Source organism: Photobacterium aphoticum (assembly GCF_001029435.1).
Classification (GTDB): domain Bacteria; phylum Pseudomonadota; class Gammaproteobacteria; order Enterobacterales; family Vibrionaceae; genus Photobacterium; species Photobacterium aphoticum.
Window position 1 is genome coordinate 88,827 of record NZ_LDOV01000021.1, and the last position, 12,415, is coordinate 101,241.

Genomic DNA, 12,415 nt, shown 5'->3' on the forward strand with positions numbered 1-12,415 from the left:
CCGTAGCTAACCAAAAAGCGAAATAACCATGCCTTGGATTCAAATTAAACTGAACGCAACAGCAGCCAATGCTGAAGCTATTGGCGACATGCTGATGGAAGAGACCGGTGCAGTCTCCGCCACCTTCCTTGACGCGCAAGATACGCCTGTTTTTGAACCCCTTCCGGGTGAAACCCGTCTGTGGGGCGACACCGATGTTGTTGGCCTATACGACGCGGAAACGGACATGGACTTCGTGTTGAACATGCTGAAAAACAGCCCGCTGATCGCCGACGATTTTGCGTACAAAATTGAGCAAATCGAAGACAAAGACTGGGAACGTGAGTGGATGGACAACTTCCACCCAATGCGTTTCGGCCGTCGTCTGTGGATCTGCCCAAGCTGGCGTGAAGCCCCAGAACCAGACGCTGTCAACGTGATGCTTGACCCGGGTCTGGCGTTCGGTACGGGTACCCACCCAACGACGTCACTGTGCCTAGAGTGGCTAGACGGCCAAGATCTGGAAGGCAAAACCGTGATCGACTTCGGTTGTGGCTCTGGCATTCTGGCGATTGCGGCGATCAAACTGGGCGCAGCCAAAGTGATCGGTATCGACATCGATCCACAAGCTATCCTGGCCTCGCGTGACAACGCAGAGCGCAACGGCGTGGCTGACAAGCTAGAGCTATTCCTGCCACAAGACCAACCTGAAGGCATTCAGGCAGACGTCGTGGTTGCCAACATCCTTGCCGGTCCATTGCGCGAGCTGTCTCCAGTGATCAAGAGCCTGGTAAAAGACGGTGGTCTGCTGGCCATTTCTGGCGTGCTGGAAACCCAAGCGGAAGACGTGGCGACCTACTACAGCGACGAGCTGACGCTAGACCCAACGGCAGTGCGTGAAGACTGGTGTCGCATCGCAGGTCGTAAGGCATAAGCCGACGGCCTGAAGCATTATTTTTTCCGCTGGAATATTGGCCAATTGATTGAAAAAAGTACAGTTTCGTAATTCAAAAACGAAATGCTCAATTATTGGCCTTTTCAGAATGCGAAAAAATGCGTAAAATGCGCGCCCTTACTGGCATAGTCAGGAACAGACGTTTGAAGATCGGTCCTTATCAACTTAAAAACCAGCTGATAGTCGCGCCCATGGCAGGTGTGACCGATCGGCCATTTCGTGAACTTTGTCTTCGCTTTGGCGCAGGCATGGCAGTCAGCGAAATGATGTCGTCCAATCCAGACCTGTGGAAAACCGCCAAGTCCCAAAACCGTATGGTGCATGAAGGCGAATCAGGGATCCGCTCGGTACAAATCGCCGGTGCTGATCCAAAACTGATGGCTGAAGCGGCGCAATTTAGTGTTGAGAACGGTGCGCAAATCATCGATATCAACATGGGTTGCCCGGCAAAAAAGGTCAACAAACGCCTGGCAGGCTCTGCCCTGCTGCAGTATCCACACCTGATCGAAGAGATTCTTCGTACCGTGGTGGATGCGGTGGATGTACCTGTGACGCTGAAAACGCGTACCGGTTGGGATCTTGAAAACCGAAACTGCGTTGATATTGCCAAACTTGCCGAACAATGTGGCATTCAGGCCCTGGCTCTGCACGGCAGAACCAAAGCCTGTATGTACAAAGGCGAGGCAGAATACGATTACATCAAGACAGTGAAAGAAGCGATCTCGATTCCGGTGATTGCGAACGGTGATATCGACTCACCGGAAAAGGCCCGCTTTGTACTGGATTACACCGGTGCCGATGGCTTGATGATTGGTCGACCTGCACAAGGTCGTCCGTGGATTTTCCAGGAAATCCACCACTATTTAACAACAGGCGAACACCTTCCTGCCCCGTCAATGACGGAAGTAGGAGGCATTATGCTGGGCCATGTTCAGGAACTACATCGCTTCTATGGCGAGTTCCTCGGTTTGCGTATCGCACGTAAGCATGTGTCTTGGTACTTGAAAGAGCATGCCCCAGCAGGTGAGTTCCGCCAAACCTTCAACGCTATCGAAGATGCCCAACAGCAACTCGATGCGCTGCAAGGCTACTTCGAAAACGTTGCATAAATACGAGAAGAGCTAACAGAATATGTTCGAACAAAATCTGACTTCCGAAGCATTAACAGTAACAACTGTAACTTCACAGGACCAAATTACACAGAAGCCACTTCGTGACTCTGTAAAGGCGTCGCTAAAAAACTACCTGGCTCAGTTAAACGGTCAGGAAGTCGATGATCTGTACGAGCTAGTGCTAGCAGAAGTTGAGCAGCCACTACTGGACACCATCATGCAGTACACTCGCGGTAACCAAACACGCGCTGCAACCATGATGGGTATCAACCGTGGTACTCTTCGCAAGAAGCTAAAGAAATACGGCATGAACTAAGCCCTGCTTAGTTTTTCCCACAAAAAGGCCTGCACACATGTGCAGGCCTTTTTGTTTGTCTCAATCCCAAGACGTCCCTCTTCCCACGGTGAACCATACTGCCTATCTGAACGTACCTATCTTGGTTCTTCCCCATAACGAAGAGGTAATCCCTGATGAATAGGATGTTACGCGTCATCACTCTGGCTTTCAGTGCCCTGCTTCTCTCTGTCAGTCAACTGGCCTTTGCTGAGCACCACGGCGACAGCAAAGCCGAACAGGCAGAAAAAAACCTGGTCCAAGTGGCTGCCAATAACGATGATTTCCAGACCTTGGTCATGGCCATTAAAGCGGCAGATTTGGTTGAGGTGCTCGAAGGCAAAGGGCCATTCACCGTTCTGGCACCGACCGATGAAGCCTTTGCGAAACTGCCAGACGGCACACTGGCCGCGCTGCTGAAGCCGGAAAACAAAGAAAAATTGCAAGCCATCCTGACCTACCATGTGCTGCCAGGCGCGATCTCATCCAAAGAAGTCACCAAACTGAAATTGCCAGCCACGGTACAAGGTGAGCCCGTGACGATCACAGAAACCGAGGACGGGGTGATGATCAACAACGCCAAAGTGATCACTGCGGACATTCCGGCCAGCAACGGCATTATTCATGTGATTGATACAGTCTTGATCCCACCGCAGAAAGACACAGAAAAAGACGCGAAATAGAATATAAAAACGCAGCATTGCAGCGGTATCACGATACGCCGGCACAAAAAAAGCTTCGCTCAGGCGAAGCTTTTTTCTATCGTACTTTTTGCAGGCGCGCTTACCTTACAGGTAATCGCACAAATACGCCGTCGGCTCGGTAACCTTCAGATCAAAGGACGAATCCCCAGGGACTTCGAAATCGTCACCCGCATGGTAGGTTTCCCACTCAATGTGACCCGGCAGTTTAACGGTCAAGGCGCCTTTTACTACTGTCATGCGCTCCGGTGCGGCGGTACCAAAGGTATATTCACCCGGTGCCATCACGCCCACACTCGCGCGCTCACCTGATGTTTCAAACCCCAGTGATTTCACCTGACCATCGAAGTATTCATTCACTTTCAACATGACTTTCCCTATCAATAACAATGTAATGCTTTGAAACTATCACAAGTCATCTGTAGTACCCAATAGTATTTTACGGCGCCCTTTGACTCTCATCACAACTCTTTGTCGTGTGTATGTTTCTCGCAACACCGCGACGACCGGACGGAACGATCAGCCGGCACGTCATCCCCCAGCGCCTCTAAAATCGAGCAGTGGCTGGCATCATCATCGGCGTGACCACAACAAGCATCATTGATTTTACGCAGGGCACCACGAATACGTTGCAGCTCGGCAATCTTACTGTCCACCTCATCCAATTTGGCCTGCGTAATGGCTTTGACCTCGGCACAACTGTGCTGACAGGCTTCCAAACGAATATCCAGCAGCTCACGGATCTCATCTAAGCTCAGCCCCACCGCTTTGGCGCGCAGGATAAAGCGAATACGCGACAAGTCCTCCTCACTATAGAGGCGGTAGCCGCTCTCATTGCGGCCCGACGGCACCAGCAAGCCGTTCTTTTCATAAAAGCGCAGCGTATCGCTACTGACGTCACAGCGCTTTGCCAGCTGGCCAATCAAATACATCGTAAGCCCTTCCCCGTTGGTGGTTACCCAAACCAAAAAGCAAACGTTTGCGCAACACGAGAATTAATGTAAAATATGCCACGTTGATCACAAGGATCACTCTTGGACATACCCGGTATCTTTGATTCTAACCGAGGGTATTTACCAAAGGCCAGTGCCCCGCCGCGTCGCTTTTGGCAAATATTCCCCGTGTATATAAGAGATGGTAGCAATGGAAAACGCTCGTCCTATCCGCCGTGCGCTCATCAGCGTGTCAGATAAAACCGGTATTGTTGAATTTGCTCAAGCACTGGCTGCTCGTGGTGTCGATATCCTGTCGACTGGCGGTACCGCTAAGTTACTTGCCGAGCAAGGCATTCAGGTCACAGAAGTGTCCGATCACACAGGCTTCCCGGAAATGATGGATGGCCGCGTGAAAACCCTGCACCCGAAAATTCACGGTGGAGTCCTTGGCCGTCGCGGTACCGATGACGCTGTCATGGCGGAGCACGGCATTGCCCCTATCGACATGGTGGTCGTGAACCTTTATCCGTTTGCGGCAACCGTCGCCAACCCAAATTGCACATTGGAAGATGCCATCGAGAACATCGATATCGGCGGCCCGACCATGGTGCGCTCAGCGGCGAAAAACCACAAAGACGTGACCATTGTGGTTAATGCCCACGACTACGACCGCGTGCTGACCGAAATGGCTGCGCACGACGGCTCACTGACTCACGCGACCCGCTTTGATTTAGCCATTGCGGCGTTTGAACACACAGCGGCCTATGACGGCATGATCGCCAACTACTTCGGCACCATGGTGCCATCGTACGGCGACAACAAAGAAGGCGATGAGGCATCCATTTTCCCGCGTACCTTCAACCAGCAGTTCGAGAAAAAACAAGACATGCGCTATGGCGAAAACAGCCATCAGGCGGCCGCTTTCTATGTGGAAGCCAGCCCTGAAGAAGCGTCTGTCTCTACCGCCCGCCAAATTCAGGGCAAAGCCCTGTCTTACAACAACATCGCCGATACCGATGCCGCACTGGAGTGCGTGAAAGAGTTCGACGAGCCAGCCTGTGTGATCGTCAAGCACGCCAACCCATGTGGTGTGGCACTTGGGGGCGACATTCTGGAAGCCTACAACCGCGCTTACCAGACCGATCCAACCTCTGCGTTTGGCGGCATCATTGCCTTTAACCGTGAACTGGATGCTGCAACGGCGTCTGCCATTGTTGAGCGCCAGTTCGTGGAAGTGATCATCGCACCGAAAGTTACGGCTGAAGCGATTGCCGTGGTGGCAGCGAAGAAAAACGTGCGCTTGCTGGAGTGTGGCGAGTGGTCAAGCAAGACCACCGGCTTTGACGTGAAGCGCGTCAACGGCGGCCTGCTGGTGCAAGAGCGCGATCAGGGCATGGTGACACTGGACGATCTGAAAGTGGTCTCTCAGCGCCAGCCAACCGACGAAGAATTGAAAGATGCCCTGTTCTGCTGGAAAGTCGCCAAGTACGTGAAGTCCAATGCGATTGTCTACGCCAAGGGTGATATGACCATCGGCGTGGGTGCCGGCCAAATGAGCCGCGTGTACTCCGCCAAAATCGCCGGCATTAAAGCGGCGGATGAAGGCCTGGAAGTGGCAGGCAGCGTGATGGCCTCCGATGCCTTCTTCCCGTTCCGCGACGGCATTGATGCCGCAGCAGAAGCCGGTATCAAGTGTGTGATCCAACCGGGTGGCTCAATGCGTGACGACGAAGTGATTGCCGCAGCCGATGAACACGGCATGGCGATGATCTTTACGGGCATGCGTCATTTCCGCCACTAATTTCCTCTTCGTATTTGGCACTGTGGCGTCGTTAGCTGCTTTCGCCTACCCCGGTCACATAGCGGGCTATGCTCCCGGGGATGGGCTCAATTGCTGCCTAGCCACAGCACCAACTACTTTGAGCAAAACTTATAATTTTGTTTTTTAAGTATTCCGATATTTGAAATACATAGAGCAAGTCAGTGACTTTAAGTTCAAGGAAAAAGCGCGCAGTTTATAAGCATAAATGAGCACTTTTGACGCCGAAATTAAAACACTGACGACGCTATAAGGATTTTAAAACATGAATGTATTGATTATTGGTTCTGGCGGTCGTGAACATGCACTGGGTTGGAAAGCCGCACAAAACCCGAACGTAGAAACCGTATTCATCGCCCCGGGCAACGCCGGTACCGCACTGGAACCTAAGCTGGAAAACGTCAACATTGACGTGGAAGACATCGCAGGACTGGTTGCCTTTGCACAAGAGAAACAGATTGAACTGACCATTGTCGGCCCGGAAGCCCCTCTGGTGATCGGTGTGGTTGATGCATTTCGTGAAGCGGGCCTGCCGATTTTCGGCCCAACACAAGCGGCTGCACAACTGGAAGGCTCTAAAGCCTTCACCAAAGATTTCCTGGCCCGCCACCAGATCCCAACCGGTGCTTACGCCAATTTCACAGAGATTGAGCCAGCACTCGCTTACGTGCGTGAGCAAGGCGCACCGATTGTGGTGAAAGCCGATGGCCTCGCTGCAGGTAAAGGCGTGATTGTCGCGATGACACTGGAAGAAGCGGAAGCGGCGATCAAAGACATGTTGGCCGATAACGTGTTTGGCGACGCAGGCAGCCGTGTGGTGATTGAAGAATTCCTCGATGGTGAGGAAGCGAGCTTCATCGTGATGGTGGACGGTGAGAACGTGCTGGCCATGGCCACCAGCCAGGATCACAAGCGTGTCGGCGATAAAGACACCGGCCCGAACACCGGCGGCATGGGTGCATATTCACCGGCCCCAGTGGTGACACCTGCGATCCACAACCGCATCATGGAAGAAGTGATTTACCCGACCGTGCGCGGCATGGCGGCAGAAGGCAATCCGTACACCGGCTTCCTGTACGCAGGACTGATGATCGATGCTGACGGCACGCCAAAAGTGATTGAGTACAACTGCCGCTTTGGCGATCCGGAAACCCAGCCGATCATGATGCGCATGGAATCAGACTTGGTGGAACTGTGTCTGGCTGCCATTGACGGCAAGCTGGACAGCGTGGAGTCCAAATGGGACCCGCGTGCCTCTATCGGTATCGTACTGGCCGCAGGCGGCTACCCAGCGGCTTACAACAAGGGAGATGCCATCCACGGCCTGCCTCAGTTGGAAATCGAGGGAGAGAAGGTGTTCCATGCCGGTACGGCGAACCAGAATGGCGATGTGGTGACAAACGGCGGTCGCGTACTGTGTGCCACGGCATTGGGCCACAGCGTCTCAGAAGCCCAGCAGCGCGCGTATGCACTGGCGAAGCAAATCAGCTGGGATGGCATGTTCCACCGCAATGACATCGGCTACCGTGCCATTGCCCGCGAGCAGCAAGACAGCTAATCGCGTCTGTGGTTTCAACCGCGTGTCACACCTATAAAAAATGCGCCCATCGGCGCATTTTTTGTATCAGCTCATCGTCAGTCTATTCATTCAACCGACTCACTCAGCCTTTGAGCAAGGTCGGTGCGGTCAGACAGCGCGGCTGAGTCGTGTTAAACATCAATAATTGTTGGGCCGTCAGGCTCTGACGTTTCATGTCCCCGACCACCGCCATGTAGCCCTGCTGCTGGATCGGCTCAAACTGCTCTCGCAGATGGGCAGGCAATGCCGGAGAAAAACTCACCCGTACGGCATCGGCCGATTGGGTGCCGGTGTTGCTGCAAGGATAAAACGCCCCTTGCTGCCAGTAACCCTGCACCAGCGCACGATCGGCACGGCGCTGTGCTTTCACCACATCAACGCCACGCTGGGCATCTTGGGTCAGCTCATAGAGTTGGGTGTTGGTCAGAGGAATACGTTCATCCCCCAGCGTGTAGCGCTGGAAAACGGCACGGCCTTGGGTGTCGTAGCGCACCGTTAATGAGAACGGCTTAAGCTGCTGCTCATCCAGTTGCTCACCTTCACGCTGCAGTTCACGCAATTGGCCTTCGCGCCAACGGTAGTCAGACTGATAATGCCCTTGATCGCCGGTCATCACGTAATCGCCCAAACGGACAGGTCGATTTTGCTGTGAGGTATACCAATACAACGCGGTGTGATCACCAAGGGTTTCCCCGCCAGTGTGCGTCAAAATCGGTGTCAGGCTGTTTTCTGGAACGGTAACCGTCGGGCTGGAGGCGCACCCCGCTAACAGCGAGATGGAGAAGAAAAGAAGAAGACGTTTCATGGAAAAACTCCGCCAGATAAGAGACCTGGCGGAGTATAGATTATTTCACTGAGTCTTTCAGTGCTTTACCAGCAACGAATGCAGGAACGTTCGCCGCCGCAATCTGAATTTCCTGACCCGTTTGTGGGTTACGGCCAGTACGTGCAGCGCGGTGGTTCACTTTAAAAGTACCAAAGCCAATTAGTTGAACCTGGTCACCATCTTTAAGCGCAGCAGTGATGCCGTCTAGAGTTGACTCTAGTGCCACTTTCGCTTGAGCTTTAGATAGATCTGCTTTTTCAGCGATCAGGTCAATCAGTTGGGTCTTGTTCATTAGGTTTCCCTTCTAAGGTTTTTTCTTAAGACGCATCAACTCTAATTCAAAAGAAGCCCGTGTGGCAAAGGTTTGTCGGCTATCCTGTGGTTAGGTGAGGAGTCTTTAACCACAAACTGAGCGCAAGTTCACAAAATGTTACTAATGTGAAAGGTGAAATAGTTGTATTTATTCACTCTGGCACCGATTAATATAGGCGTCATTCGTTAACTATGAACCAAGGTAAGCATGATACTCCTTACGATTTACATCTCTGTCGCAATTGGTGTTTCGTTTATTTGCTCGGTACTTGAGGCCGTACTCCTCAGTATTTCGCCAAGCTACATTGGCACCCTACGCCATCAAGGTCACCCAGCAGCGCCGCGTCTTGCTGCTTTGAAAGAAAATATTGACCGCCCTCTCGCCTCTATCCTGACTCTAAATACCGTGGCTCACACTGTGGGTGCTGCTACCGCTGGTGCACAAGCGGCCGTTGTTTTTGGTAGCGAGTGGCTGGGTGTGTTCTCGGGTGCCCTGACTGTCGGCATCCTGCTGCTGTCTGAGATCATTCCAAAAACCATCGGTGCGACTTACTGGCGCCAGTTGGCACCGATGAGTGCAACACTACTTCGTTGGATGGTATTGCTACTGACCCCATTTGTGTGGGTTTCAGAGCAAATCACCCGTCGCCTGTCTCATGGCCATGAAGCCCCTAAGCTGCGTGACGAACTGTCAGCGATGGCGATGCTGGCACACGAATCTGGCGAACTGGCAGAAGGTGAATCAAAAATTCTGGCGAACCTGCTGCAATTCCGCGATGTGAACGTAACGAAAATCATGACACCACGTCCGGTTCTGTTCCGTGTTGATGCTGAGCAGCCAATCAATGAGTTCCTGTCACAGCACAAAGACAGCCCGTTCTCTCGTCCGCTGATCTACAGCGAGCAGAAAGACAACATCATTGGTTTCGTTCACCGCCTTGAGCTGTTTGCAGAAAGCCAAGCCGGTCGCGGTCAACGCGAACTGGGTGCGCTGATGCGTCCTCTGCCTGTGATCATGAATACCTCAAGCGTGCCTAAAGCGTTTGAACAGCTGATGAAAGAACGTTCTCAGTTGGTTTTGGTGGTCGATGAATACGGCACGGTACAAGGTCTGGTGACCATGGAAGACATCTTTGAACACCTGGTGGGTGAAGAGATTGTCGATGAAGCGGACAAGAACACCGACATGCAGCAGCTGGCTTTCCAGCGCTGGGAAAAGTGGAAGAAAGCCCACGGTGTAATTGAAAGTAAAGACGACGAGTAATCGCCGTTCAAGATAAAGAAAAGGGGCCTGATGGCCCCTTTTTTGTTGTCTGTCTTTTTTGAAGCGAAGGGAAACCTTGCTTTACGCAACGTCCGTAGCGTGTGCCACACACGTCTTCGCTTGCTTACCGCTCACCGCACACACAACGGTACTCGCCGCCAGTACCACCAGCGTCGGTACCACCCATCCCGCATAATAACCGTACAATGGCAGGTATTGTGTGAAGAACGGCTCTACGGCTGCTGGCATCGCGCCCAGAATGTGCAGCGCATCAATCCCGCCGAACAGCAAGGCTGTCGCCAAGACGGTTAATACCGCCGGGGTGCTCAAACGCTGGCGTAACGGCGCAATCAATAGCAAGCTGATCGCAATCGGGTGCAACGCCACCACCGCTGGCAAGGTGATCGCCAGTAGCTGATCTAAGCCCACATTGGCCACCAGACCGGCCACCAGCATGGTGGCCCATACGCTGCGACGGTAAGTTACCGCCTTGAAGGTACGGCTGTAAAACTCACTGCCTGCGGTCGTCACACCGATGGCCGTCGTCAAACACGCCAACACCATAACCGCCCCCAATAGCAACACACCAAACGTCCCGAAGTGGGCAATGGTAAACGCCGTCAGGATATCGCCGCCATTGGTGAAACGCTCACCCAGATTTGCGCTCGTCGCGCCAATGTATGCCAAGGCCAGATACACCAAGGCCATCGCCACCGCGTACATCACCGCTGCCATCAGGGTGTATTTTGCGGTCGCTCTCGGGCAGCTGATCCCCATGCTCTGAATCGCGCGGAAGATCACCCAGCCAAAACCAATTGAGCCCAAGGCATCCATGGTCATGTAGCCTTGCGTCAGGCCTTCGGCAAAGGCACCGTCTTTGTACGCCCCTGTCGCCTGCTGGACAGCCTCACCCGGGAACAGGAAGGCCACGACAGCCATCACCGCCAAAATCGCCAGCAACATCGGTGTCAGCCATTTTCCAAGGGTATCCACCAATTTGCCCGGATACAGCGAGAACACAATTGCCAAGGCACAGAACAAGGCGGTAAAGATCGCCAGCCCGCTGTCACCCCAAAACGGCGCCACACTGAATTGGTACGCCACCGTGATCGCACGTGGGATCACAAAGGCCGGCCCAATCACAATGAACACCATCACCCAAAAACTGGTCGCCACCGGGCGCGGCAAGGCTGCCGTCAGGTTGTCAGAGCCGCGCACCAGTGCCACCATCACCAACGCCAGTGCAGGCAAGCCCACGCCTGTCAGCAGGAAGCCCGTCATACCCGCTGCGAAATGCTCACCGGCTTGATAGCCCAAGAACGGGGGAAAGATCAGGTTGCCGGCACCTAAGTACATGGCAAACGTCATGAAGCCTAAGGCGGCGATATTGCGTGCGCTTAACATAGTTATCCTCTCTAGCAGTCGCTTGGAGGAAGAGGCAAGGCAGAAAATGTCGGAAGAGATTTAGACCCTGTCAGCTTCATTCCAAGCTGACAGAAAATAGGTACGGCCTGTCAGCCCTGAATAAGTTCCAGAGAGAGCAGGAGGAGCAGGTTGGCAACAGTCGCAAATGCGCTGTGATCGGCCATGAACGATGTGTATGTCGATTCACGCATGCTCATTCCTCGCTGACAGGTTACGGGAAGAAAGCCTCAGCTTTCCGGTTCGTCTACTGTTATAAACGTCATTAGCCCTTCAACACAAGGGACAAAATAAAATAAGTGTATTGGCAGAGTAGCACGGGGCAAAACTGGTATTTATCACTACTCACGAAACAAAATATGGAACTTTACACTTAACAACTGCATTACATGCTTAGAGTGCATACCTTTAGGACGCACAGATGGCCTGCCGATGGGCATACAGGCCGTGTCATCGCTCCCCCTTTTTCGGGCATAAAAAAAGAGCCGCAAGCGGCCCTCTCTTTTCTCATATTACCCGTCTTACAGGGCAATACCGATGTTACTGATCGGCTCTTCACGCAATTCTTGGCGCAGGCCTTTGATCAGATCGATGTCGCGGCGTTCGGCTTCTTTCAATGCACGGAAGATCGCCCACTGCATGTCCCACTCGGCACATACCGCTTCATTGTCTTTTTGGTTTTCGTTGGTGATCTCGATGCCGGTTTGGGCATATTCCAGATCCGCCACGGTTTCCGCTGACAATGAGCTCAGCTTTTCCAGCGTTTCCAACATCAGATCGCGATCCAGCATCGCATGCAGTAGATCCGCCAGTGCCACACACGCATCAATCGCTGGGCGCACGGCGTATAAATCGAAATCGTCGCTACTTGGTACCAACTCTTCCAGTTTCTCTAACTGATTTTCAAAATTGATCTTGGCATTTTTTACCGTCAGGATTTCCCAGATACTGTCTAGGATTGAACGGTACTTCTGCGCTTCAGCAAACTCAGTTTCCTGACAGAAGAATGCATAGTTCGGGTACATTCTTTCACAAAGCGATACCATGAACGTAAGGTGCTGCCATGGTTCTAATTTTTCTAGACGAAGCTGAACAGGATTCTTTAGCATTAGATTGTCTGCAATAGTGGTTTGATCCGGATCTTACTGTGATCCCTAACCTACTTCAATACATGAAA

At 52.7% G+C, this 12,415-nt stretch carries 13 protein-coding genes; 7 read left to right on the top strand and 6 right to left on the bottom strand.

Going from position 1 to position 12,415, the window contains the following annotated elements; translation table 11 throughout:
• Positions 1-28 precede the first annotated feature (28 nt).
• The 4 genes from prmA to ABT58_RS11825 all read left to right on the top strand — a co-directional run bounded on the left by prmA (position 29) and on the right by ABT58_RS11825 (position 3,063).
• Complete coding sequence (prmA, locus tag ABT58_RS11810; protein WP_047874608.1) at positions 29-913, top strand: 50S ribosomal protein L11 methyltransferase; 885 nt, start codon at positions 29-31, stop codon at positions 911-913.
• A 164-nt stretch (positions 914-1,077) separates the two neighbouring features.
• Positions 1,078-2,043 carry a tRNA dihydrouridine synthase DusB gene (gene dusB, locus ABT58_RS11815; RefSeq protein WP_047874609.1) on the top strand — a complete coding sequence of 322 codons (966 nt, stop codon included), beginning with the start codon at positions 1,078-1,080 and terminating at the stop codon, positions 2,041-2,043.
• A gap of 22 nt (positions 2,044-2,065) precedes the next feature.
• Positions 2,066-2,362, top strand: coding sequence for a DNA-binding transcriptional regulator Fis (gene fis / locus ABT58_RS11820; protein ID WP_005372656.1), 297 nt, complete (start codon positions 2,066-2,068; stop codon positions 2,360-2,362).
• A gap of 152 nt (positions 2,363-2,514) precedes the next feature.
• Entirely contained in the window at positions 2,515-3,063 is a 549-nt protein-coding gene (locus ABT58_RS11825; RefSeq protein WP_229821771.1) for a fasciclin domain-containing protein, read from the top strand.
• Positions 3,064-3,168: 105 nt separating this feature from the next.
• Here the strand turns inward: ABT58_RS11825 and ppnP are convergent, their stop codons facing one another.
• Entirely contained in the window at positions 3,169-3,450 is a 282-nt protein-coding gene (ppnP, locus tag ABT58_RS11830; protein WP_047874611.1) for a pyrimidine/purine nucleoside phosphorylase, read from the bottom strand.
• Between the two features lie 92 nt (positions 3,451-3,542).
• The gene (gene zntR, locus ABT58_RS11835) at positions 3,543-4,013 is read right to left on the bottom strand and encodes a Zn(2+)-responsive transcriptional regulator (protein WP_047874612.1); all 471 of its coding nucleotides are present in this window, start codon (positions 4,011-4,013) and stop codon (positions 3,543-3,545) included.
• A 211-nt stretch (positions 4,014-4,224) separates the two neighbouring features.
• Here zntR and purH point away from each other — a divergent pair, with 211 nt between their 5' ends.
• Both purH and purD read left to right on the top strand, forming a co-directional pair.
• Positions 4,225-5,817, top strand: a complete 1,593-nt coding sequence (gene purH / locus ABT58_RS11840; RefSeq protein WP_047874613.1) for a bifunctional phosphoribosylaminoimidazolecarboxamide formyltransferase/IMP cyclohydrolase — start codon at positions 4,225-4,227, stop codon at positions 5,815-5,817.
• 283 nt (positions 5,818-6,100) lie between these two features.
• Complete coding sequence (gene purD, locus ABT58_RS11845; RefSeq protein ID WP_047874614.1) at positions 6,101-7,393, top strand: phosphoribosylamine--glycine ligase; 1,293 nt, start codon at positions 6,101-6,103, stop codon at positions 7,391-7,393.
• Positions 7,394-7,496: 103 nt separating this feature from the next.
• Here purD and ABT58_RS11850 read toward each other — a convergent pair whose 3' ends face one another.
• Positions 7,497-8,219 carry a DUF1481 domain-containing protein gene (locus ABT58_RS11850; RefSeq protein WP_047874615.1) on the bottom strand — a complete coding sequence of 241 codons (723 nt, stop codon included), beginning with the start codon at positions 8,217-8,219 and terminating at the stop codon, positions 7,497-7,499.
• A 40-nt stretch (positions 8,220-8,259) separates the two neighbouring features.
• Positions 8,260-8,532 (bottom strand): nucleoid-associated protein HU-alpha, encoded by a 273-nt coding sequence (gene hupA / locus ABT58_RS11855; RefSeq protein ID WP_047874616.1) that lies wholly within the window; start codon positions 8,530-8,532, stop codon positions 8,260-8,262.
• A gap of 228 nt (positions 8,533-8,760) precedes the next feature.
• Between hupA and ABT58_RS11860 the strand changes: the two genes are divergently transcribed.
• Positions 8,761-9,816 (top strand): CNNM domain-containing protein, encoded by a 1,056-nt coding sequence (locus tag ABT58_RS11860; RefSeq protein WP_047874617.1) that lies wholly within the window; start codon positions 8,761-8,763, stop codon positions 9,814-9,816.
• A gap of 81 nt (positions 9,817-9,897) precedes the next feature.
• Here ABT58_RS11860 and brnQ read toward each other — a convergent pair whose 3' ends face one another.
• Positions 9,898-11,220 carry a branched-chain amino acid transport system II carrier protein gene (gene brnQ, locus ABT58_RS11865; RefSeq protein WP_047874618.1) on the bottom strand — a complete coding sequence of 441 codons (1,323 nt, stop codon included), beginning with the start codon at positions 11,218-11,220 and terminating at the stop codon, positions 9,898-9,900.
• A gap of 539 nt (positions 11,221-11,759) precedes the next feature.
• Positions 11,760-12,347: a YjaG family protein gene (locus ABT58_RS11870; RefSeq protein WP_047874619.1), complete on the bottom strand. Its 588-nt coding sequence runs from the start codon at positions 12,345-12,347 to the stop codon at positions 11,760-11,762.
• Positions 12,348-12,415 lie beyond the last annotated feature (68 nt).

Excerpts from the sequence above, each read along its gene's own strand:
- purH (WP_047874613.1), top strand. The coding sequence starts at position 4,225 with ATGGAAAACGCTCGTCCTATCCGCCGTGCGCTCATCAGCGTGTCAGAT.
- ABT58_RS11860 (WP_047874617.1), top strand. The coding sequence starts at position 8,761 with ATGATACTCCTTACGATTTACATCTCTGTCGCAATTGGTGTTTCGTTT.
- ABT58_RS11870 (WP_047874619.1), bottom strand. The coding sequence starts at position 12,347 with ATGCTAAAGAATCCTGTTCAGCTTCGTCTAGAAAAATTAGAACCATGG.
- ppnP (WP_047874611.1), bottom strand. The coding sequence starts at position 3,450 with ATGTTGAAAGTGAATGAATACTTCGATGGTCAGGTGAAATCACTGGGG.
- fis (WP_005372656.1), top strand. The coding sequence starts at position 2,066 with ATGTTCGAACAAAATCTGACTTCCGAAGCATTAACAGTAACAACTGTA.
- brnQ (WP_047874618.1), bottom strand. The coding sequence starts at position 11,220 with ATGTTAAGCGCACGCAATATCGCCGCCTTAGGCTTCATGACGTTTGCC.
- hupA (WP_047874616.1), bottom strand. The coding sequence starts at position 8,532 with ATGAACAAGACCCAACTGATTGACCTGATCGCTGAAAAAGCAGATCTA.
- purD (WP_047874614.1), top strand. The coding sequence starts at position 6,101 with ATGAATGTATTGATTATTGGTTCTGGCGGTCGTGAACATGCACTGGGT.
- prmA (WP_047874608.1), top strand. The coding sequence starts at position 29 with ATGCCTTGGATTCAAATTAAACTGAACGCAACAGCAGCCAATGCTGAA.
- ABT58_RS11850 (WP_047874615.1), bottom strand. The coding sequence starts at position 8,219 with ATGAAACGTCTTCTTCTTTTCTTCTCCATCTCGCTGTTAGCGGGGTGC.
- zntR (WP_047874612.1), bottom strand. The coding sequence starts at position 4,013 with ATGTATTTGATTGGCCAGCTGGCAAAGCGCTGTGACGTCAGTAGCGAT.